This window comes from Pseudomonas sp. MH10, from assembly GCF_034353045.1.
Taxonomy (GTDB): domain Bacteria; phylum Pseudomonadota; class Gammaproteobacteria; order Pseudomonadales; family Pseudomonadaceae; genus Aquipseudomonas.
In genome coordinates this window covers 3390539-3412436 of record NZ_CP133783.1, presented here as the reverse complement: position 1 = coordinate 3412436, position 21898 = coordinate 3390539, and the positions used below count along the sequence as shown (strand labels likewise).

At 57.7% G+C, this 21898-nt stretch carries 21 protein-coding genes; 13 read left to right on the top strand and 8 right to left on the bottom strand.

Going from position 1 to position 21898, the window contains the following annotated elements; genetic code table 11:
* Positions 1–56: 56 nt before the first annotated feature.
* The gene (locus RHM59_RS15085) at positions 57–2453 is read right to left on the bottom strand and encodes a penicillin acylase family protein (RefSeq protein WP_322224588.1); all 2397 of its coding nucleotides are present in this window, start codon (positions 2451–2453) and stop codon (positions 57–59) included.
* A 114-nt stretch (positions 2454–2567) separates the two neighbouring features.
* Between RHM59_RS15085 and RHM59_RS15080 the strand changes: the two genes are divergently transcribed.
* Entirely contained in the window at positions 2568–3488 is a 921-nt protein-coding gene (locus RHM59_RS15080; protein WP_322224586.1) for a ParB/Srx family N-terminal domain-containing protein, read from the top strand.
* Between the two features lie 15 nt (positions 3489–3503).
* Here RHM59_RS15080 and RHM59_RS15075 read toward each other — a convergent pair whose 3' ends face one another.
* A complete protein-coding gene (locus RHM59_RS15075; RefSeq protein WP_322224584.1) occupies positions 3504–4079 on the bottom strand; it encodes a DUF6436 domain-containing protein in 576 nt (191 codons plus the stop codon).
* 118 nt (positions 4080–4197) lie between these two features.
* On the opposite strand from RHM59_RS15075, the gene RHM59_RS15070 reads away from it, so the two are divergent.
* Entirely contained in the window at positions 4198–5148 is a 951-nt protein-coding gene (locus tag RHM59_RS15070; RefSeq protein WP_322184321.1) for an alpha/beta hydrolase, read from the top strand.
* 196 nt (positions 5149–5344) lie between these two features.
* On the opposite strand, the gene RHM59_RS15065 is transcribed toward RHM59_RS15070, so the two are convergent.
* Positions 5345–6103, bottom strand: coding sequence for a hypothetical protein (locus tag RHM59_RS15065; protein ID WP_322167172.1), 759 nt, complete (start codon positions 6101–6103; stop codon positions 5345–5347).
* Positions 6104–6222: 119 nt separating this feature from the next.
* On the opposite strand from RHM59_RS15065, the gene RHM59_RS15060 reads away from it, so the two are divergent.
* On the top strand, positions 6223–6855 hold the full coding sequence (locus RHM59_RS15060; RefSeq protein WP_322184319.1) for a 2OG-Fe(II) oxygenase: 633 nt from the start codon (positions 6223–6225) through the stop codon (positions 6853–6855).
* Positions 6856–6919: 64 nt separating this feature from the next.
* Entirely contained in the window at positions 6920–7357 is a 438-nt protein-coding gene (locus tag RHM59_RS15055) for a DUF4399 domain-containing protein (RefSeq protein ID WP_322184317.1), read from the top strand.
* Positions 7358–7445: 88 nt separating this feature from the next.
* On the opposite strand, the gene RHM59_RS15050 is transcribed toward RHM59_RS15055, so the two are convergent.
* Positions 7446–7976 (bottom strand): GNAT family N-acetyltransferase, encoded by a 531-nt coding sequence (locus RHM59_RS15050; RefSeq protein ID WP_322184315.1) that lies wholly within the window; start codon positions 7974–7976, stop codon positions 7446–7448.
* Between the two features lie 90 nt (positions 7977–8066).
* The gene (serA, locus tag RHM59_RS15045; protein WP_322167176.1) at positions 8067–9296 is read right to left on the bottom strand and encodes a phosphoglycerate dehydrogenase; all 1230 of its coding nucleotides are present in this window, start codon (positions 9294–9296) and stop codon (positions 8067–8069) included.
* Between the two features lie 157 nt (positions 9297–9453).
* Between serA and RHM59_RS15040 the strand changes: the two genes are divergently transcribed.
* Both RHM59_RS15040 and RHM59_RS15035 read left to right on the top strand, forming a co-directional pair.
* Positions 9454–10848 (top strand): FAD-binding oxidoreductase, encoded by a 1395-nt coding sequence (locus tag RHM59_RS15040; RefSeq protein ID WP_322224582.1) that lies wholly within the window; start codon positions 9454–9456, stop codon positions 10846–10848.
* 31 nt (positions 10849–10879) lie between these two features.
* Entirely contained in the window at positions 10880–11545 is a 666-nt protein-coding gene (locus RHM59_RS15035; RefSeq protein WP_322167178.1) for a fumarylacetoacetate hydrolase family protein, read from the top strand.
* 88 nt (positions 11546–11633) lie between these two features.
* Here the strand turns inward: RHM59_RS15035 and rpiA are convergent, their stop codons facing one another.
* Complete coding sequence (rpiA, locus tag RHM59_RS15030; RefSeq protein ID WP_322224580.1) at positions 11634–12305, bottom strand: ribose-5-phosphate isomerase RpiA; 672 nt, start codon at positions 12303–12305, stop codon at positions 11634–11636.
* 247 nt (positions 12306–12552) lie between these two features.
* Between rpiA and ilvA the strand changes: the two genes are divergently transcribed.
* The 4 genes from ilvA (at position 12553) to RHM59_RS15010 (ending at position 16296) form a co-directional block, all read left to right on the top strand.
* On the top strand, positions 12553–14067 hold the full coding sequence (gene ilvA, locus RHM59_RS15025) for a threonine ammonia-lyase, biosynthetic (RefSeq protein ID WP_322286710.1): 1515 nt from the start codon (positions 12553–12555) through the stop codon (positions 14065–14067).
* Positions 14068–14131: 64 nt separating this feature from the next.
* A complete protein-coding gene (locus RHM59_RS15020) occupies positions 14132–14560 on the top strand; it encodes a DUF2269 family protein (RefSeq protein ID WP_322224578.1) in 429 nt (142 codons plus the stop codon).
* A gap of 15 nt (positions 14561–14575) precedes the next feature.
* On the top strand, positions 14576–15832 hold the full coding sequence (locus RHM59_RS15015; protein WP_322224576.1) for an SDR family oxidoreductase: 1257 nt from the start codon (positions 14576–14578) through the stop codon (positions 15830–15832).
* Positions 15829–16296 (top strand): DUF2269 domain-containing protein, encoded by a 468-nt coding sequence (locus RHM59_RS15010; RefSeq protein ID WP_322224574.1) that lies wholly within the window; start codon positions 15829–15831, stop codon positions 16294–16296. Before RHM59_RS15015 ends, RHM59_RS15010 begins: the two co-directional genes overlap by 4 nt.
* 131 nt (positions 16297–16427) lie before the next feature.
* On the opposite strand, the gene RHM59_RS15005 is transcribed toward RHM59_RS15010, so the two are convergent.
* On the bottom strand, positions 16428–17084 hold the full coding sequence (locus RHM59_RS15005; protein WP_322224573.1) for an HAD family hydrolase: 657 nt from the start codon (positions 17082–17084) through the stop codon (positions 16428–16430).
* A 142-nt stretch (positions 17085–17226) separates the two neighbouring features.
* Between RHM59_RS15005 and RHM59_RS15000 the strand changes: the two genes are divergently transcribed.
* Together RHM59_RS15000 and ptsP are read left to right on the top strand one after the other, a co-directional pair.
* Positions 17227–17706, top strand: a complete 480-nt coding sequence (locus tag RHM59_RS15000) for an RNA pyrophosphohydrolase (RefSeq protein ID WP_322170655.1) — start codon at positions 17227–17229, stop codon at positions 17704–17706.
* A gap of 22 nt (positions 17707–17728) precedes the next feature.
* Positions 17729–20008, top strand: a complete 2280-nt coding sequence (ptsP, locus tag RHM59_RS14995) for a phosphoenolpyruvate--protein phosphotransferase (protein WP_322167182.1) — start codon at positions 17729–17731, stop codon at positions 20006–20008.
* A 126-nt stretch (positions 20009–20134) separates the two neighbouring features.
* Here the strand turns inward: ptsP and RHM59_RS14990 are convergent, their stop codons facing one another.
* The gene (locus tag RHM59_RS14990) at positions 20135–20881 is read right to left on the bottom strand and encodes an NRDE family protein (protein ID WP_322224570.1); all 747 of its coding nucleotides are present in this window, start codon (positions 20879–20881) and stop codon (positions 20135–20137) included.
* A 156-nt stretch (positions 20882–21037) separates the two neighbouring features.
* On the opposite strand from RHM59_RS14990, the gene lgt reads away from it, so the two are divergent.
* Positions 21038–21850: a prolipoprotein diacylglyceryl transferase gene (lgt, locus tag RHM59_RS14985; RefSeq protein WP_322224568.1), complete on the top strand. Its 813-nt coding sequence runs from the start codon at positions 21038–21040 to the stop codon at positions 21848–21850.
* The last annotated feature ends 48 nt before the right edge of the window (positions 21851–21898 follow it).

The following is a 21898-nucleotide window of genomic DNA, read 5'->3' as shown; positions in this document are numbered from 1 at the left end:
AGCCGTCCCGGCTTCGCAGCCTTCGGCAGCTCAACACGTTGGCTCCTGCAGGGAATTTACTTGGCTGGAACTAACCTCAATGTCGCGCGGGTACTCGCCGCCACATCCGCCTCGTCAAGATGCTGTGGCACGTACCCCCCTTCGACATAGGTTTTGGCCTGATCCGAGTAGTGTTCGTCAAACAGCACGCCGCTTTGTCCAACCGGGTTGATTCCCAAGCTGTGTGCAGGATCAGCGAAATCAATCAAACGACGTGTCGATGGCCCGTAGGTCACCGGCCATGGCGCTTGGCTGATACGCGCTGACAGGTTGTTCGGCACTTCATGAGTCCCTGGCGCCGGGAACGGGCCGACGTTGAACAGTTTATCCAACGGTTTTTGCATGCCCAGCGGGTGTTCGTGGGTCAAGGTGTGCGCTTTGCCCCACTGCCAATCAAACGCGTTGTTGCCATACACGGCTCTGAGGTGCGAAACGCTGTCGTGCCATGCCTGCTTGACGATGTCGGCGCGGGTTTCTTTGGCCGGCGTATTGCGGTTGTCCCACCATGGCGAATCGGCGTCGGCCACCAATCGAGGTAGGGCGGCATCAATCACCCGCGTTGCCAGCAGTGAGTCGAAAAAACCATCGCCGAGTTCGTCTCGCATCGTGGCGTTGATCAGGTCATAGACGAACTCGTTGAACAGCGTGGCACCCACTGAATCCAGCGAGTAGTCGCCCTTCCAACTGACCAGCCGTTCTACCAGCGCCCGTTCTTCCGGGTCGGTCACGGCGCTGCGCAACACCGGGATCAGCGGTTTCAATACGCGTCCGGCATACGCCGTCTGCGTACCCAGTTGCAGCTTTTTACTGTTGTCCAGATCCCACTTCACCGCCGAATCATTCAGTTGCCTGTTCAACTGCTGGCCACGGTCGGCGAGGTTGTAATAGCCGGGAATCTCCATGCCGGTCGGCGATACCGGTTGCGCATTGGCCGACACGATATAACCCCGTGCAGGATTTTCTTCCTGGGGGTTGGCACTGAACGGATAAAACCCACCTTTGTCGGCCTCCGCCGTGCCGCCGTCGAGAATGAACGTCGGGTTGACGCCCTCAGGCCGAATAGGCAATTGCGCGGCAGCCCACCAGCCAATATCGCCCTTGGCGTTGGCCCAGACGATGTTCAGCCCTGGCGATTGAATCTTCTGCGCCGCCGTGCGCATTTTGCTCAAGGTGTCGGCGCGATTGGCCTCGTAGAAACCTTCGATGATCGGGTTTTCGGATTCCAGAAATGACCACCACATAGCAATCGGCGCCGGGCCCGCCGACGCACCCAGCGCATCGTTAATGATTGGGCCGTGGGGCGAGCGACGCAGGTCCAGGGTTATCGCCGGCAAACCCTTGATCTGAATCTGCTGCTGGCTGTGGGTCATCTCGACCCAGCCACCGTGGTACCACACTTGGTTGGGGTTCCCTGGATTGACCCGTTCGGCGATCAGGTCAACGTCGTCATTCTGGAACATGGTCAGGCTCCAACCGAAGTCGCGGTTGTGGCCCAGCGCTGCAAACGGGTCCAGCGGCTGATGATGTCCGTACAGTTCGAAGCCGGGTGCTGACAGGTGCGCCTCGTACCACACCGACGGCACCGAGAAGCGAATGTGCGGATCACCCGCTAACAACGGCTTGCCGCTTTTGGTTCGGCTGCCGGAAACTACCCAAGCATTACTGCCTTCAAACTGCGGCAGCCCGGCGTCTTCCAGCGCGCGTTGGCTGAGCTGCGCCAGGGCGTCCAAACCTTTCCAGTCCGCCTTGACGAGTGGCGGCTGACCAAACGCGCCCTTGGGCTGCCACGCCAGATCAAAAATACTCAAATACTCCGGTCCTAATTCATCGCGGACGTAGGTCAACAACGGTTCGGTGCGAAACGCGGCGGCAAAGCTGTAGGCCATATACCCGGCGACGCTCAAGGTGTCTGCGGCAGTGAAGGGCCGTTTCTTGATGCCCAACACATCGAACTCGATGGGACTGGCGTGGGTGTCCTGATACTGGTTGATGCCATCAAGGTAAGCTTCGAGTGCTTGCCACGACAGCGCTTGCTTGTCCTGTTGCGCAACAATGGCGTCAGCGCGTTCGCGAATTCGCAGGCTGCGGAACAGTTTGTCGGTGCCCACCAGCTTGACGCCCAGCACTTCGGCCAATTCCCCACGGGACAGGCGTCGCATCATTTCCATCTGAAACAACCGATCCTGAGCCTGCGCATAGCCCAAGGCACGGTACATGTCTGCTTCGTTTTCGGCATTGATATGCGGCACGCCGCGTTCGTCGTAGCGCAGGGTGACCGGCGCTTGCAGGTGTTTCAGCGATACTTGGCCCTGACGCGCTGGCTGCTTGCTGTGGACATACCAAAATCCAGCGCCCGCAAGGACGGCGATGACAACGGCGAGAAGGAGGGCGAGAACGGTTAGGCCGCGTTTCATCTGAAGTCCTGTCTTTGATCCAGTCCGGATTTGCAGGCTACAGATTTGCTGTGATGGTGTGTAGTCAGTTGCAAGGTTACAGTTCGGGCCTTACTGATATGAAAGGAATCGAAGATGCGAATGAGTTCATGGCTGCTGGCCTTGGTACTGGGTGTGTTCACGCTCCAAGCCCAGGCGTTGTCTACGCACAAGCCGGGGGAACTGGTCGAAGTCAGTCTTGATCAATTGCACCCGACCCAAGCGGTCATCGGCTTTGACCAGATCTATTACAAGCTCGGGCGTTTCGCTGAGCAGCGTTCAAAGTTGTTCGATGAATACTGCGAGACGAATGGCCAAGGCGATTCCAGCCGAGTGAACACGGCGTCGAACCTTCTTGATCTTGCCAGTTTCGACTGCCAAAGCCCGGTGGGCACGCATTCCAAAGGCATGAAAACCGTAGTGATGGGTCCAGGTGGCGCGTTCTATCTCACCGATGGGCATCATACGTTCAGCACCCTGTGGGACCAGCCGGGCGCCGGTCCGCAGTTGAAGATGTGGGTCAAAGTGACCGATGACTTCAGCGACAGTGCCGACAGCGCTACGTTTTGGACGCGGATGCAGCACGCGCACAAAACCTGGTTGAAGGACGGCAATGGCCAGTCGATCAACCCGTCGCAATTGCCTGAACACCTTGGCTTGAAAAACATGCAGAACGACCCGTTTCGCAGCCTCGTCTATTTCACCCGCGGCGCTTCGTTTGGCAAACCGAGTTCGGCGGGCGTTACTCCAGAGTTTCTAGAGTTTTATTGGGGAAGCTGGCTGCGGGCGCAGCTGGATATCGCGCCGTTTGATCTGGGTGAACGCAGCGGTTACCGCAAAGCGCTGCAGGCGGCGAGTGCTTTGATGGTGGCGCTGCCGGGGACCGCATTGGTCGGTGACAGTGGATTCAACGCTCGGCAGTTGGGTGGCTACTCATCGGTGAACAGCAAAGCGCTGCGCAAAACTGTCCACGACAAACTGCCTTACGTGATCGCCTACAAGGCCGCCCATCACTGATCGAACGACGCACAGTCAGGGCGCCAGCCACGGGCAATAACAGCCGACCGCCATGGTGTGCGTGACGTCGACCGGCCGCCCAGCGCTGAGCGCCTTGAGAATCGGCTCAATGAAACTGTTGCTGGAATTACAGGTGGCGCCTTCGCTGTAGGGCCCGAAGTACGCCAGCTTGCCGTCCCGGTCCCAGATCGCGACGGCAGGGCTGGCGGTGATGCGTTCGGCACCTGGCAGGCTGTTCAGCGGTTTGATCGCCTCCAGCGTACTCGGCAGTTGACCATGGGTGCCGGGTTTCTGTACGGAATAGAAATCGACTCCCTGGGCGCCGCCGAACTGTTCCACCAATTCGGCCAAGTGCTGTTGATTGCCGACGTTACACGGACACGCGGGGTCCCAGAAATGCACCAGTCGAATTCGTCCTGGGCCTGTTAAATCAGCAGGCAAACTCAGCACGTCGCCGGCGAACAACGCGGTCTGATCGCTGAACGGGCGAATGTAGCGCCCCTGGAACCAGTCGTAAGCCGCCCACAGTCCAATCGCGCAAACAAGGGCGAGCAAACAGGCAAGAACGGTAGGGCGATAACGCGCATTCATACGGGCAGCTTCTGTTTTGAGGCGCGTAGCTTGCCATGCTTAGCGAGACAGATGAATATCTGCGCTGTCTGATTGCCTTGCTCGGATGCAAATGACCTCCGTTTTGCCTGGAAGACCCATGCCCGTCACCTTCGACCCTGATGTTTTGCGATCCAGCCTGCTGCCTTTGCGCGCAGGACAACCCCTGTCCGATGAGGGCCGGGCCTACCAGCACTTCTATGGTTTAGCGACCCGCGAGAGCCAGGCACCTGTTCGTAGCTGGCTCGGGCGCTTCGATGTCGCGGGCTATGAAGTGGTCAGTCAGGTCTGGATTCCTGAGCGGCCCATTGCGACGCTGTTTCTGGTGCACGGGTTTTATGATCATGTCGGGCTCTATCGGCACGTCATCGACTGGGCGCTGGGCCGGGGGTTTGCGGTGATCGGCTGCGACTTGCCGGGGCATGGCTTGTCGAGTGGCGTTCGGGCAAGCATTGACGACTTTGATGAATACCAAGTGGTCTTGGACGCCTTGTTCGACGAAGCGTCGAGCCTGCAACTGCCGCAGCCTTGGCATCTGTGCGGGCAAAGCACCGGCGGGGCGATTGTGATCGACCACTTGCTGATCCATGGCGTCACCAGCCCAGCACAAGGGCGGAGCATCTTGTTGGCGCCGCTGGTTCGACCGCGCGGCTGGAACCTGTCAAAACTCAGCTACAGCCTGTTCAGCCCATTCGTCAAAGGCATCGAGCGGCGCTTTAGCGAAAACACCAACGACCCGGACTTTTTGCCATTTCTATTGGCCGACCCGCTACAACCCCGGCGTCTGCCAACGGCATGGGTGGGCGCGTTGGCGAAGTGGATCAAACGCATCGAAGCCGCACCTCGCAGCAGCCGCAGCCCCTTGATCGTCCAGGGCGACGCTGACATGACCGTCGATTGGGTGCACAACCTCGAAGTCCTCAACGACAAATTCGCCAAACCACAAATCTTCATGCTCGGCGAAGCGCGGCACCATTTGGCCAATGAGTTGCCGGTGCTGCGAGAAAAATATTTTGCGTTTTTGGATGAGCAGTTCGATGCGGACCTTTAGGCGCTGCTGACAGCCGCGATCCGATCTGTGGGAGCAGGCTTGCCTGCGAAGAGGCCCGTAATCGCGCCGCTGATGTCGACCCGAAACCTGATGCGCTTGCAATGACGCTTTCGTTGGCAAGTCAACTTCCCACAGTGATCTCGGCTGAAATCTGTGGGACCGAATTTATTCGGGAAGCGGTTTATGCGTCATCAAACTATTTCCCCGGCGCCAAGCTCGATGCGCTTTTCCCGACGGCCAGTCCGGCACGGACCGCAGCCAGGGCGGCCTGGTAATAGGCTTTGCCTTCGGGGGATTCGGCAAAGGTGTCGAATTCTTCCAACTCGGGGTCGGAAAGGTCGCGGTAGACATAGAGCAACGTGTTGTTCATGTCGTTACCGATCTGCTGCATCAACCGCTCCCGCTGGCCGTCCAGCATGCCTTGCGCCTGCCCACCGCCTAACAGGCCAGGAATCATCTGACTGAGGCTGTCGGCGGCGACACCGGCGATGGCGAGGCTGACTTCGGCTCCTGCTTCGCGCGCAGGCAGCGCCTGGGCCAGATGCCCAATCAATAACTGACGGGTCGCACTGGCTTCAATGTGCGGCAAACCCTGAGCATTTTTTGCCAATTGATCGGGACGAGTTGCCGTCAGCTCGGCGGTGACGATCTTGAGACCCAACGGCGACTGAAAGAATTGCAGCGCGGGCATTGGGTCCTGCAACGTTTGCCGTAAACGCTGTTCGGCGCGCTGGTCCATGGCCTGCGGCGCAAAGCGTTGGTTGCTGTTATTGACCAGCGCTTGATAGACCGCCGGCGGCAGGCTGTTGCGGTAACGCTGCTGGGCGGCGTTGAGGGCAGCGACGAAATGCGCGCGTTGTTCTGGCCAACCGGCGACCTTGTACAGCTGGTCGTGGCCGTCTGCCCAAGAGGGCAATGGGCAGAACATCAACAACAAAACAAACAAACGGCGCATAGGGACTCCTGTCAGCAGGGCGCTATTCTCAATGCGCTTGCGTGGATTTGTCGAGTTATCACTGTATTCCACACTCGTTCGGTCGCAGGCCCTGTCGGATTTCAAGGCGGATGGATACTATGCCAGCCATGCGAATCCCCCCTGATCACCCGCTGTTGCTACGAATCGTTGATGACTTGGCCGCAAACGGCTGGTCGCAGCAAAACATTTTTTTGCCCGACGCTCTGACCCTAGAGTTGGCCCAAGAGTGCCGCAAGCGTTCGGAGGACGGCCAACTTGCGCCTGCCGCCGTTGGGCGAGGCGATACCCAGGAAATCCGAGAAACCATTCGGGGTGATCACATTCAGTGGCTGGAAGCGGGGGAAACCCATGCGTGCGACCGTTATCTGGCGCTGATGGACAGCCTGCGCCAAGCACTCAATCGAGGGCTTTTTCTCGGGCTGGAGGATTTTGAAAGCCACTTCGCGCTGTACCCGCCAGGGGCGTTTTACCTCAAGCACCTTGACCGTTTTCGCGATGATGATCGGCGCACGGTCTCGGCGGTGCTTTACCTGAACCCCGCGTGGTTGCCCGAACATGGCGGCCAACTGCGCATGACCCTCAAGGGCGACAACGAATACGATGTGCAGCCCATTGGCGGCTGTCTGGTGGTGTTTCTTTCGGGTGAAATTCCCCATGAAGTGCTACCGTCGACCCGAGAGCGGCTTTCCCTGACCGGTTGGTTTCGACGCCGGGGCGATGACCCGTTCTAAGTGTCGAATGAACCGACGTCGTTGTTTAAAGTCCGATATGTGTCGTTAATCTCCCGGAGAAACCATGAAGACCTTATTGTCACGAGTAGCTATTGCGGGTCTGTTGCTGAGCGCTTCTGTGTTGGCGAGCGCAGCTGATGTACCGCGTACCGCTTCGCCCGCAGGCGCCGAGGAATACATTATTTCGCCCAAAGATGGCGCGACCGTGGGCAAGACGTTCAAGGTCCAGTTTGGCCTTAAAGGCATGGGCGTTGCGCCCGCCGGCGTTGATATGCCGGATACCGGCCACCATCATTTGCTGATCGACGTGAAAGATGAGCTGCCGCTGGATGCACCGATTCCGGCAACTGACACCATCAAACACTTCGGCAAAGGTCAGACCGAAACCGAGCTGACCCTTGCACCCGGTAAGCACACCCTGCAATTGCTGATGGGCGACAAAGGCCACATCCCGCTGAACCCGTCGGTTGAATCGAAGAAGATCACGATTACCGTTAAGTAATGCGTAACCCGTTAGGAGCAGAGACACCTCTGCCCCTAACGTTTCATCGCACGTCTTGCCCGATCCTCAAAGTTTTGACCGCGACGCGTTAAGAACGACGCAGCCGTGCTTTGGCTGTGTAAGCGAAGACGTGGAACACGGCCCCATTGAGGTCGAATTCTCCTACCTTGTTCATTCCCATTTTTTTATGCGCTCGCAGCGAGGGTTCGTTGTCGCCCCGGATAAACAATACGCCTTGGCGGCCAGGCTCCTCCTCAAGCAATTTCTCGAACATTAGTTGCGCCAGGCCGTTACCACGTTCTTCATCACTGACGCAGATCGGTCCGTAGATATAGGCGTCGGACTCGGCATACGGATAGGCCTGTAGCGTTTTTTCAACCACGGGTATGGGGCGCTTTTTGTTGACGGCTTGGGATGTTGTCATCAAAAAGGCGACGATCTCTGCGTTTCGCCGCGCGATAATCTGCGGCATGTCCTGCATCATCTCTTCGATTTGATGAGGCGCCAGCTCTGCCGCCAGCGTTCCGCCCTGGGCGAGCTGATTGGCATGCTGAAGCTCAACGATGCCTTGCAGATCGGTTTTTGAAGCTCTGTCGATGGTGATATGACTTGCTGTCATGTTCGTTCTCCCTGTCATGCTTTTCCTAACGTGTATTTTTGCAAATAAAAAAGGAGACCCGCAGGTCTCCTTGTTGTACCTAGGTAAAAACTAGAACAGTACGCGGCTACGAATCGTGCCGTTGATCGTCTGTAGCTTTTCCTGGGCCAGATCGGAGTACTCGGCATCGACGTCGATGACCACGTAGCCCACCTTTTCGTTGGTCTGTAGGAACTGACCGGAAATGTTGATTCCGTTTTCAGCGAAGACCTTGTTGATCTCGCTCATTACACCCGGAATGTTCTGGTGGATGTGCAGCAAACGGTGCTTGCCAGGGTGAGCGGGCAAGGCCACTTCCGGGAAGTTGACCGAAGACACCGACGTACCGTTGTCGCTGTACTTGACCAGTTTTTCTGCGACTTCCAGACCGATGTTGGCCTGTGCTTCGGCAGTGGAACCGCCGATGTGCGGGGTCAGGATCACGTTATCCAGGCCACGCAGCGGGCTTTCGAATTCTTCGTCGTTCGAGCGTGGTTCAACCGGGAAGACGTCGATGGCGGCGCCAATCAGGTGTTTATCCTTGATCGCGTCAGCCAATGCCTGCAACTCGACCACCGTACCGCGAGCGGCGTTGATCAAGATGCTGCCTTTCTTCATCGAGCGAATTTCTTTCTCGCCGATCATCCATTGGGTTTCAGCAGTTTCCGGGACGTGCAGCGTCACGATGTCCGCCAGACCCAGCAGTTCGGTCAAGCTAGACACTTGAGATGCATTGCCCAGCGGTAGTTTGGTCAGCGTGTCGTAGAAGAACACTTGCATGCCCAGACCTTCGGCCAGCACGGAAAGTTGGGTGCCGATCGAGCCGTAGCCGACGATGCCCAGTTTCTTGCCGCGAATTTCGAAGGAGTTGGCCGCGCTTTTGATCCAGCCGCCACGGTGGCAGGAAGCGTTTTTCTCAGGGATGCCGCGCAGCAACAGGATCGCTTCCGCCAGCACCAGCTCAGCCACCGAACGGGTGTTGGAGTAGGGGGCGTTGAAAACAGCGATACCGCGTTCGCGGGCAGCGTTGAGATCGACTTGGTTGGTGCCGATGCAGAAGCAACCGACAGCGACCAGTTTCTTCGCGCAATCAAAGACCCCTTCGGTCAATTGGGTACGGGAACGGATACCGATGAAATGTGCATCGGTGATCTTTTCCTTCAATTCGGCTTCCGGCAGCGAGCCGGTAAGGTATTCAATGTTCGAATACCCGGCGGACTTGAGGACGTCCACGGCTGATTGGTGGACGCCTTCGAGAAGAAGGAACTTGATCTTGCTCTTATCGAGAGAAGTCTTGCTCATCTGCGTAAACCTGTGTCCCGGAGAAAATGGCAGGGGGCGCACATCGGCCGTAGGCACGATTAGCGGGGGGCTATGCTAGCATATGCACCCCGCGAAACACCCATTCCTGGACGTGAAGCGTTCTCAGGATGACCATGAATTGTTCGAGAGTTCCGTGATGACCAATCCTGCCCTGATAGACGAGTTGAAGACCCTGGTTGAGCCTGGCAAGGTCCTGACCGACGCTGACTCCCTTATTACTTACGGCAAGGATTGGACCAAACACTTCGCGCCAGCCCCTGTGGCCATCGTGTTCCCGAAGACCACCGAACAGGTGCAAGCCATCGTTCGCTGGGCCAATGAACATAAAGTAGCGCTGGTGCCATCGGGCGGTCGAACCGGGCTTTCCGCTGCTGCGGTCGCGGCTAACGGTGAAGTGGTCGTCTCGTTCGATTACATGAATAAGGTGTTGGATATTAACCTGACGGACCGCACCGTGGTCTGCCAGCCGGGCGTCGTCACTGAGCACCTGCAGACCCTCGCTGAAGACAACGGCCTTTATTATCCGGTGGATTTCGCGTCGGCCGGTTCCAGCCAGGTTGGTGGCAACATCGGCACCAATGCCGGCGGGATCAAGGTGATTCGCTACGGCATGACCCGCAACTGGGTCGCGGGCATGAAAGTCGTCACCGGCAAGGGTGACCTGCTCGAGCTGAACAAAGACTTGATCAAGAACGCCACCGGCTACGATTTGCGTCAACTGTTCATCGGCGCCGAAGGCACGCTGGGCTTTGTCGTCGAAGCCACCATGCGCTTGGACCGTGCGCCGAAAAACCTTACCGCCATGGTCCTCGGGACCCGTGATTTCGACGCAATCATGCCGGTGCTGCACGCGTTCCATAACAAGCTCGACCTGACTGCCTTCGAATTCTTCTCCGATAAAGCGCTGGCCAAAGTATTGGCGCGCGGCGACGTTCCCGCGCCTTTTGAGTCCGATTGCCCGTTTTATGCGCTGCTGGAGTTCGAAGCAACGACTGAAGAAGTGTCCAACGAAGCCTTGGCAACCTTCGAGCATTGCGTGGAAGAAGGTTGGGTGCTCGATGGCGTGATGAGCCAGAGCGACCAACAGTTGCAGAACCTGTGGAAGTTGCGCGAATACATCTCCGAGACCATTTCGCACTGGACGCCATACAAGAACGATATTTCCGTGACCGTTTCGAAAGTGCCGGCGTTCCTGAAAGAAGTGGACGCTATCGTTGGCCAATACTACCCGGACTTCGAAATTGTCTGGTTCGGCCACATCGGCGACGGCAACCTGCACCTGAACATCCTCAAGCCGGATAACCTGAGCAAGGACGAGTTTTTTGCCAAGTGCGCCACGGTCAACCAGTGGGTGTTCGAGATTGTGCAGAAGTACAACGGCTCGATTTCCGCTGAGCACGGCGTGGGCATGACCAAGCGCGATTACTTGACGTACAGCCGTTCGCCCATCGAAATCGAATACATGAAAGCGGTTAAAGCCGTGTTCGATCCCAACGGGATCATGAACCCAGGCAAGATCTTCGCCGTTTAATCCATTTGGCCTACAGACCAGGAGTCGCCCCATGAGCTATCAGCACCAGTACATCGACGGTACGCGAATCCACTTCCCCGTGGGAAAGGTCGTCTGTATCGGCCGTAACTACGCCGAACACGCCAAAGAATTGAATAACCCGGTGCCGACTGAGCCATTGCTGTTCATCAAGCCTGGCAGTTGCGTAGTCGCGTTGGAAGGTGGGTTTACTATCCCGGTTGATCGCGGGTCAGTGCATTACGAGGCTGAGATCGTGGTATTGATCGGCAAGCCGCTGACTAAAAGCCCGACCGCTGAAGAAGTGCTGGATGCGATTAGCGGTTTCGCTCCGGGTCTGGACCTGACCTTGCGCGACATTCAGACCCGGCTGAAAGAGAAAGGCCTGCCGTGGGAGATCTGCAAGTCCTTCGACGGCGCCGCAGTCATCGCCCCGTTTGTGTCGGCTGATGCCTACCTAGACCTGACCGATATTGGGATTCGCTTGTCGATCAACGGCGAAGTGCGCCAAGACGGCAACAGCAGCGCAATGCTCAACCCGATCATTCCAATGATTCAGTACATGGCGTCGCAATTCTCACTGCAAGCCGGCGACATCATCATGACCGGCACTCCAGCAGGCGTTGGTCCGTTCGTGGCGGGCGATGAGATTGTGTTGGAGTTGACCGGTGTGAGTAAGTTCGAAAGCAGCGTTCGCTGATCAACAGCTTCCCGAATGAATTCTGTCCCACGGTAAAATTGCAATCACTGTGGGAGTGAATTCATTCACGAAGAGGCCCAAATGCGTATTAGCGCTTAAGGGTTTTCACACCTTCCGCCGTACCCAAAAACAACAAGTCAGCCGGACGCGCCGCGAACAAGCCATTGGTCACAACGCCAACGATGGCGTTGATCTGGGTTTCCAGCGTCACCGGGTCGGTGATGTTCATGTTGAACACGTCCAGAATGATGTTGCCGTTATCCGTTAGCACGCCTTCGCGGTACACCGGATCGCCGCCCAGCTTCACCAACTGACGTGCTACGTGGCTGCGCGCCATTGGAATCACTTCAACCGGCAGCGGAAACTCGCCCAACACCGACACCAGCTTGCTGCCGTCGGCAATGCAAATGAATGTCTGAGCCACGGCCGCGACGATTTTCTCGCGAGTTAGCGCCGCACCGCCGCCTTTGATCAAGTGCAGGCCTGCGTCTGCTTCATCAGCGCCATCAACGTAAAACTCCAGATCGCTGACGGTATTCAGTTCGTACACCGGAATGCCGTGGCTCTTGAGGCGTGCGGCAGTGGCCTCGGAACTGGCGACCGCGCCGTCGAACGCGCCCTTGTGCTTGGCCAGAGCATCGATAAAGCAGTTGGCGGTGGAACCCGTACCGACGCCAACGACGCTCTTGTCATCGAGTTTCGGAAGGATGAAATCGACAGCAGCTTGGGCCACGGCCTGTTTGAGTTGATCCTGGGTCATGCGGGCTCCGATATGACGAAAATAAGGTATTGGAACTGTATCTGTAGGAGCCAACGTGTTGGCGAAGGGTCCACTGCGGTGTGTCGGGAAAACCATCTCGCCAACACGTTGGCTCCTACGGGAAATGTGTTTGCAGCGAGCAAACGTCTGCAAAAGGGCGCGCATTATAGCGATAACCTGCCTTAAAACCGCGTCATTCTGGGTTAGACTTCGGGCCTTGTCCCTATTCGCCAGTGATGCTTTCCCGATGCTTGAACAGTACGTCAAAAAAATCCTCACCTCGCGCGTTTACGACGTAGCCGTAGAAACTCCGTTGCAGACCGCCCGCCAGCTGTCCGAGCGCCTCGGCAACACGGTGCTGCTCAAGCGCGAAGACTTGCAGCCGGTGTTCTCGTTCAAGATTCGCGGCGCTTACAACAAGCTCACCCTGCTTAGCGACACCGAACGGGCGCGCGGTGTGGTCACGGCGTCGGCGGGCAATCACGCGCAAGGCTTGGCATTGGCGGCCAAGGTGCTGGGCGTCAAAGCCACCATCGTCATGCCCAAAACCACCCCCGAGATCAAGGTCGAAGGCGTGCGCTCCCGGGGCGGCATCGTGGTGTTGCACGGCGATTCGTTCCCCGAAGCGCTGGCGTTCTCGCTGAAACTGGTCGATGAAAAAGGCTACGTCTACGTTCACCCGTACGACGATCCCGACACCATCGCCGGACAAGGCACCGTGGCGATGGAGATTCTGCGTCAGCAGCCGGGCCGGCTCGACGCGATTTTCGTACCGGTGGGCGGCGGTGGTTTGATCGCGGGCATCGCGGCCTACGTCAAATACCTGCGCCCGGACATCAAGGTCATCGGTGTTGAACCGGACGATTCCAATTGCCTGCAAGCGGCGATGGCTGCGGGTGAGCGCGTGGTGCTGAGCCAGGTCGGATTGTTCGCCGACGGCGTGGCGGTGGCGCAGATCGGCCAGCACACCTTTGATATCTGCAAAGATTATGTCGACGAAGTGATCACCGTCAGCACCGATGAAATCTGTGCGGCGATCAAGGACATCTACGACGATACCCGCTCGATCACCGAGCCTGCGGGTGCGCTGGGCGTGGCCGGCATCAAGAAATACGTCGAGCTGTACGGCGTCAGCGGGCACACCTTGGTGGCCATTGATTCGGGGGCCAACGTCAACTTCGACCGTCTGCGCCACGTGGCCGAGCGTGCCGAGTTGGGCGAAGGCCGCGAAGCAATCATCGCCGTGACCATTCCCGAAAAGCCGGGCAGCTTCAAGGCGTTCTGCGAAGCCATCGGCAAACGCCAGATCACCGAATTCAACTACCGCTACCACACCGACCGCGAAGCCCACATCTTCGTTGGCGTGCAAACCCACCCGGACACCGACCCTCGCGCCGCGCTGCTGGCCAGCCTGACCGAGCAAGGTTTTCCGGTGCTGGATTTGACCGATAACGAGCTGGCGAAACTGCACATTCGGCACATGGTCGGCGGCCACGCGGCACGGGTCAGTGATGAAGTGGTGTTGCGCTTCGAATTCCCAGAGCGTCCGGGCGCGCTGTTCAACTTCCTCAACAAACTCGGCGGGCAGTGGAATATTTCGATGTTCCACTACCGCAATCACGGCGCGGCGGACGGTCGTGTTGTCGCTGGTTTGGTGGTGCCGGAAGACGAACGGCACCTGATTCCGGCGGCGTTGGCGGAAATCGGCTACCCGCATTGGGATGAGAGCGAGAACCCGGCGTACAAATTGTTCCTCGGCTAATCCACCGAGGAAAACCGTCGCGCTGCTACGCTGATCAATACGCTCTGACAGGAATTTACTGAAAATGGAACATTTCACCGCCATCAAAATCGTCCACGTTGTCGCCACCGTGCTGTTTCTACTCAGCGCGTTGGGGCTCGTGGTCTGGGTCATCCGCGGCCGCCGCGCCGGCGACTTGACCACCCAGCGCCGCACCCTGCAACGGCCGTGGTTATTCGCCTGGATTCTGATGGCCCTGTGCTTGTTGACCTTGCCGATCAGCGGCTGGTGGCTGGTGCATTACGCCGGCTGGCCATTGGGTCAGACCTGGTTATTGGCCGCGAGCGTGCTCTATACCCTGGGCACCCTCAGCTGGGCATGGCTACTGGTTCGCCTCAACCGCCTGCGCGTTCCCGCCGTCATCGGCCATCCAAAATTCACCCTGGCCCTCGCCCTGTTCTGCGGCGTGTGCTTTATCGCTATTGCGGGGTTGATGGGGGCTAAGCCGGTTTAAGGCTGTTTCACGATAATGAATATTCTTCTCGTAGGCGCCAGCGGCTTCGTTGGTCGCCATTTGCTTAATGCGTTGGCCGCTAACGGCCATCAGATAATTGCTACCTCTCGCCGATGTGGGAGTGTTTCGGTACCCGGTGTCGCCTGGCAGACGCTGGATCTTGGCCTGCTGGCCGATAATCCCGAGCATTTCCAATGGCCGGAAAATACCGAACTGTTAATCAATGCTGCGGGCTTGCTAAGCGTCAGCAGCGACGAGCTTGACCGGGTTCAGAGTCGCGGCACGTGTGCTCTGTTCGATCTGGCGGCTAAACACGGCGCCCGTGTTTTGCAGATTTCTGCCTTGGGCGCGGGTGAGCAGCCAGATATTCCATTTCTGGAAACCAAGGCAGTCGCAGATCAATATTTGCTGGGACTAGGTTCGCCAGTGGTAATCCTGCGACCGTCTCTTTTGTTGGGTGCTGGAGGTGCCAGCAGTGGTTGGCTCTCAAGGCTTTCGCCGTTGCCATTGATTGCGTTGCTGGACCTGAACGCACAGTCGCAACCTTTGCACATTGATGATTTTGTCGGCGCAGTACTGGCATTGTTGCGAAGTTGGCCGACGCAGCCGATGGTATTGCCGGTTGTGGGTCCGCAACCCATGACTCTGCCGCAAGTGATAGATCAACTGCGTGATGCTCAAGGTTGGGCGCCCGCTCGCTACATGAAAGTCTCAGCGCCATTGGCAGGGGTAGGCGTATTGCTGGGTGATCAATTTGGTTGGCGTGCGTTGAACAAGCAAAGCCTGAAAATGGCCGGTCGAGATAATCTTGGCGACCCTGAACCCTTGGCAAGTATCTGTGGCTATCGTGCATTACCCCTGGCATCACGCCTGATCGGGTGGCCACAGGCGGGGCAAAGCGTAACGTTGGCGCTGCGCCCGATTTTTCTTGCCGTAATGATCCTGATTTGGCTGGGTACTGCTGCAGTTTGTCTCGGGCCCGGTTATGAGTGGGGCCTGCGGATAATGTCCGAAGCGGGTATCACCGGAGGCTTGGCCCGCTTGGCGGTGATCAGCGGTGCGCTGTTAGATGGCGTTTTGGGTTTAGGGTTGCTCGCTACCCGTTGGCGCCGTTTAGCCTTACGCACCCAACTGGGATTAATGCTGGGCTACACGGCATTCATCACCGTGGTATTACCGCATTACTGGTTTGACCCCTACGCCGCTGTCGCCAAAAACTTGGTGTTGATAGTGGTGACTCTTTGGCTTCTATGGACTGAACCGCGTAAATGAGTCTTTACCTGATATTGAAAACCCTTCACATACTGTCTTCTACGGTACTGTTTGGCACCGGGTTAGGCTCAGCCTATTACTCATTGCGCGCATGGCGCAGTGGGAAAGTTGAAGTGATCGCCGTCACGTTCAAACATTTGGTTTTAGCCGACTGGATATTTACTGCGACCACGGCGGTTTTTCAGCCATTAAGTGGCGTCGGTTTAATTATGTTGGCAGGTTGGTCGCCGCATCAGACTTGGTTGGCGTGGAGCATGGGTTTGTATGTGTTGGCTGGCCTATGCTGGTTGCCCGTTGTCTGGCTGCAGATTCAGGTACATAAGTTGGCAGAGCAAGCATTGAAAGACGGAACACCCATGCCAATCAAGGCCGCGCACTATATGCGTTGGTGGTTTGGGCTCGGTTGGCCAGCCTTTCTAGCGTTTATGGCTATTTTCTATTTGATGGTCAGCAAGCCTGCATAAGTCAACGCCGGCCCCGTCAGAACTGCTCTGAAGCGATGTTTTATGTGCATACGCCTCGCCAACAAGTTGGCTCCTACAGTTAAACCCACTGTAGGAGCGAACTTGTTCGCGAAGGGGTCATTCGGATCGACTTAGCTTCTCAGCGTGATCACCGGCCAGCCACGCTGCTCTGCTTCGGCGCGTAACTTCGGGTCTGGGTCGACGGCTACCGGGTTGGCGACTTGCTCCAATAAGGGTAGGTCGTTCAGCGAGTCGCTGTAGAAGTAGCTGTCGTCAAGATTGAATCCGGTTTCTTCCAGCCAGCGATTAAGTCGCGTCACTTTCCCTTCGCGGAAGCAAGGGATGTCGGTGGTGCGCCCGCTGAAGCGGCCGTCGATAATTTCGCATTCGGTGGCCAGTAAGGTATCAACCCCAAACCGTGTAACGATTGGCGCCGTCACAAAGCGGTTGGTGGCGGTGATGACCAGCAGTTTGTCGCCCGCTTCACGGTGCTTTGCCAGCAGGGCTTCGGCTTTGGGCAGGATGATGGGTTCGATGCAGTCGCGCATGAACTCGCGGTGCCATTCATCCAGCTGAGCCATGTCGGTGCGGCCGAGGATGTCTAGGCTGAAGTTCAAATAGTCTGTCAGGTTCAGGGTGCCCGCCAGGTAATCCTGATAAAACGCGTCGTTGCGCGCTTTGTAGGCGATGGCGTCGAGAATGCCGCGCTCGCAGAGGTAATCACCCCAGGCGTGGTCGCTGTCGCCACCCAGAAGTGTGTTGTCGAGGTCGAATAAAGCCAGGCGCATGGAGTTACTCACTGAATTGTCACGGAAAAGGCCGTCAGAATACGAGCTTTTCACAAGAGTTCACATAAGCTGCGAAGCCTCGTTGCTGCTTTCATTCGCTTTGTGGAACAATGCGGCGATATGCGTTTACGAGGCCGCTGCCGTGATCGACCCCGATGGTTTCCGTCCTAATGTCGGGATTATTCTGACAAATGATGCTGGTCAGGTCTTATGGGCTCGGCGAATCAATCAAGATGCCTGGCAGTTTCCTCAGGGTGGAATTAACCCGCTTGAGACGCCAGAAGACGCTTTGTATCGCGAATTGAATGAGGAAGTCGGGCTGGAACGGCAAGATGTTGAAATTCTCGCCTGCACCCGGGGCTGGTTGCGTTATCGTTTGCCGCAACGTTTGGTCAGAACGCACAGCCAACCGCTGTGCATCGGCCAGAAACAGAAGTGGTTTCTCCTGCGCCTGGTCTCTAACGAGCAGCGGGTGCGGATGGATTTGACCGGTAAACCGGAATTTGATGGCTGGCGTTGGGTCAGTTATTGGTATCCGTTGGGCCAGGTAGTGACATTCAAGCGCGAGGTTTACAGACGCGCCCTTAAAGAACTTGCCCCGCGCCTATTGGCGCGCGACTGACGACGGAGTTCGACCCCGAGCCATGCTCAATACGCTGCGCAAGATCGTCCAGGAAGTTAACTCCGCCAAGGATCTCAAGGCGGCGTTGGGGATTATTGTGTTACGCGTCAAAGAGGCCATGGGCAGCCAGGTCTGCTCGGTCTATTTGCTCGACCCCGAATCCAACCGCTTTGTGTTGATGGCCACCGAGGGCCTGAACAAGCGATCCATCGGCAAGGTCAGCATGGCGCCGAACGAAGGTTTGGTCGGTCTCGTGGGTACCCGCGAAGAACCACTGAACCTCGAAAACGCTGCTGATCACCCGCGTTATCGCTACTTTGCCGAGACCGGCGAAGAGCGCTATGCGTCGTTCCTTGGCGCACCGATCATCCACCACCGTCGCGTGGTCGGGGTGTTGGTGATCCAGCAAAAGGAGCGTCGCCAGTTCGATGAAGGTGAAGAAGCCTTCCTCGTGACCATGAGTGCCCAGTTGGCCGGGGTAATCGCCCACGCTGAAGCCACGGGTTCGATTCGTGGCCTGGGCCGTCAGGGCAAAGGCATTCAAGAAGCCAAATTCGTCGGTGTGCCGGGTTCGCCAGGTGCTGCTGTCGGTACGGCCGTGGTGATGTTGCCGCCGGCCGATCTGGAAGTGGTGCCTGACAAAAACGTCAGCGACATCAAGGCTGAACTGGCGCTGTTCCAAAATGCACTGGAAGGCGTGCGCGGCGACATGCGTTCGCTGTCGGCCAAGCTCGCGACCCAACTGCGCCCGGAAGAGCGTGCGCTGTTCGATGTGTACCTGATGATGCTGGACGACGCGTCGCTGGGCAGCGAAGTGACCGACGTCATCAAGACCGGCCAATGGGCACAAGGCGCGCTGCGCCAAGTGGTCAACGAGCACGTCAAACGTTTCGAATTGATGGACGACGCTTACCTGCGTGAGCGCGCTTCCGACGTCAAGGATTTGGGTCGTCGGCTGTTGGCGTATTTGCAGGAAGCGCGTCAGCAAACGTTGGTTTATCCCGACAACACCATTCTGGTCAGTGAAGAGCTGTCGCCGGCAATGCTGGGTGAAGTACCCGAAGGCAAGCTGGTCGGCCTGATCTCGGTACTCGGTTCCGGCAACTCCCACGTCGCGATTTTGGCGCGGGCCATGGGTATTCCCACGGTCATGGGCGTGGTCGATCTGCCGTATTCCAAAGTCGATGGCATCCAGCTGATCGTCGATGGCTACCACGGTGAGGTCTACACCAACCCCAGCGATATCCTGCGCAAGCAATACGCTGAAGTGGTCGAAGAAGAGCGCCAGCTGTCACTAGGCCTCGACTCCTTGCGTGAACTGCCGTGCGTGACGCTGGACGGGCATCGCATGCCGCTGTGGGTCAACACGGGCCTGTTGGCAGACGTTGCCCGCGCCCAACAGCGTGGCGCCGAAGGGGTGGGGCTGTATCGCACCGAAGTGCCGTTCATGATCAACCAGCGTTTTCCGAGCGAAAAAGAACAACTGGCGATTTACCGTGAACAACTGGCGGCTTTCCATCCGTTACCGGTGACCATGCGCAGCCTGGACATCGGTGGTGATAAATCGCTGTCGTACTTCCCGATCAAGGAAGACAACCCGTTCCTGGGCTGGCGCGGGATTCGTGTCACCCTCGATCACCCGGAAATTTTCCTGGTGCAGACCCGCGCGATGCTCAAGGCCAGTGAAGGCTTGAACAACTTGCGCATTCTGCTGCCAATGATTTCCAGCACCCACGAAGTGGAAGAAGCGCTGCACTTGATCCACCGAGCCTGGGGCGAAGTACGCGACGAAGGGTTCGACGTGCCGATGCCGCCAATTGGTGTGATGGTTGAAGTCCCGGCAGCGGTGTACCAAACCCGTGAATTGGCGCGTCAGGTGGACTTCCTTTCGGTGGGTTCCAACGACTTGACCCAATACTTATTGGCGGTAGATCGCAACAACCCACGGGTTGCCGATCTGTATGACTACCTGCACCCAGCGGTGCTGATGGCGTTGCAGCATGTGGTGCACGATGCTCATTTGGAAGGCAAACCCGTGAGCATATGCGGCGAAATGGCCGGCGACCCGGCAGCGGCGGTGTTGTTGATGGCAATGGGTTATGACAGCTTGTCGATGAACGCCACTAACTTGCCGAAAGTGAAGTGGATGTTGCGTCAGATCAACCTGAGCAAAGCCAAGGAGTTGCTGGGGCAGTTGATGACCAACGACAACCCGCAAGTTATCCGCAGCTCGCTGCAACTGGCGCTGCGTAACCTTGGCCTGGCGCGGATGATTAATCCGGCGTCGGTTAAAGGGCATTGATTCAAGGCGAGACCACGCCAAATCGGTGGGAGCGAATTCATTCGCGAAAAGCGCAACGCGGTCTGTCTGAATAACTGCGACGCTGCATTCGCGAATGAATTGGCTCCCACTGGGTCTTCATCTGCGTTACACCTTCAACTCAACCGCCCCCAATTGGCCGCCATACGGCCCGAAGCTGTGTTCGGTGAAGTGGCGGCTGCCGTCGGCATTGACGATCAGTGCGCTGCTGGCGCGGGTGCCGTAGGTCGGGCTGGCAATAAATACGCTGGATAACAGACTTTCCGTGGTCAGTCCTACGCCGGTATCAGGCAGCTCGGCGACGGGCGCAATTTCGGGATCGCGCAGTAACCCCAACAGCGCCGACGGTTGCGGATCACCCAGTTCAGCGAGCAGCGCCGCCTTGGCTTTCAGCAATTTTGGCCACGGAGTGTCCAGGCCCGCGTTGGATAAGCCATAAACACCGGCCTCCAGTCGTTGCGGCTGCGCATTGACGGCACTCAGGTAAAACAACGAATCCGCCGTCCCAAGCAGCAAATTGAAGCCGCCATATTCCCCGGCGCGCCCCGCGACCTCTGCCAGATACTCCTCAGTGGGCTGCTCACCGGTCAAAAACCGCGACACCAGTTCGCCGCGAGAGCGTCGCCCCAGCGGATGATTCGGGTCGCGAATATTGGTCAGCGCTGCGAATCGGCCGTGGTTTCCGACGCCGAGCCACGTGCCACCGGCTTCCAGATCGCGCCCCGCATACACCCCAGGTGCATCGAGCCATTCAGTCAGTGGTTGGGTCGGGCGGGCATAAAACTCGTCGCGGTTGGCAGCGACGATCAAAGGTTGGCGGTGGGTGGGGCGCCAAGCGAAGACGATCAGGCACATTGCGAGCCTCCTTTTTTTGCCACTCTACCGCAGATCGATCCGACACCCACCCGCTCACACGGGTAGAGCTGAGGGCCATGCTTCCGTTACCATGCCGCATCGCCAATCGCAGACGGCAGTCCGCTGTTGCCCGCGCGTTTTAATTGAGGAGTCGCAATGCTGCCTTACCCGCAGATTGATCCAGTTGCATTGGCCATTGGCCCGCTGAAAATCCATTGGTATGGCTTGATGTACCTGATCGGCATCGGCGGCGCATGGTTGCTCGCGTCACGCCGGATGAACCGTTTCGACCCAACCTGGACCAAAGAAAAACTCTCCGATCTGATCTTTTGGTTAGCCATGGGTGTGATCGTCGGTGGGCGATTGGGTTACGTGCTGTTCTACGACCTGAGTGCCTACATCGCCAATCCGCTGTTGATTTTCGAAGTCTGGAAAGGTGGCATGGCGTTCCACGGCGGCTTTATCGGCGTGATGATCGCGGCTTGGTGGTTCGGCAGGCGCAACGGTAAGTCGTTCTTCCAACTGATGGATTTTGTCGCCCCAATGGTCCCGATTGGGTTGGGCGCTGGGCGTATCGGCAACTTCATCAACGCCGAATTGTGGGGCAAGCCGACTGACCTGCCGTGGGCCATGATCTTCCCGCCGTTCAGCGATCCGGCGCAGTTGCCGCGTCATCCGTCGCAGTTGTACCAATTCGCACTGGAAGGTGTGGCGCTGTTCGTTATCCTGTGGCTGTTCTCGCGTAAACCCCGTCCGACCATGGCTGTTTCCGGGATGTTCGCGTTGTTTTACGGGATCTTCCGCTTTGTTGTCGAATTCGTCCGCGTACCCGATGCACAGCTAGGCTATCTGGCGTGGGGCTGGGTCACCATGGGTCAAATTCTGAGCTTGCCGATGATTATTGGCGGTCTGGTACTGATCTGGCTGGCGTATCACCGCGCATCCGCTGCCAAAAGCGCTGCGGTCTAACACCGAAACGCCGGGTGTTTTGGCTCCCGGCGGGTTCATCGATGCAGG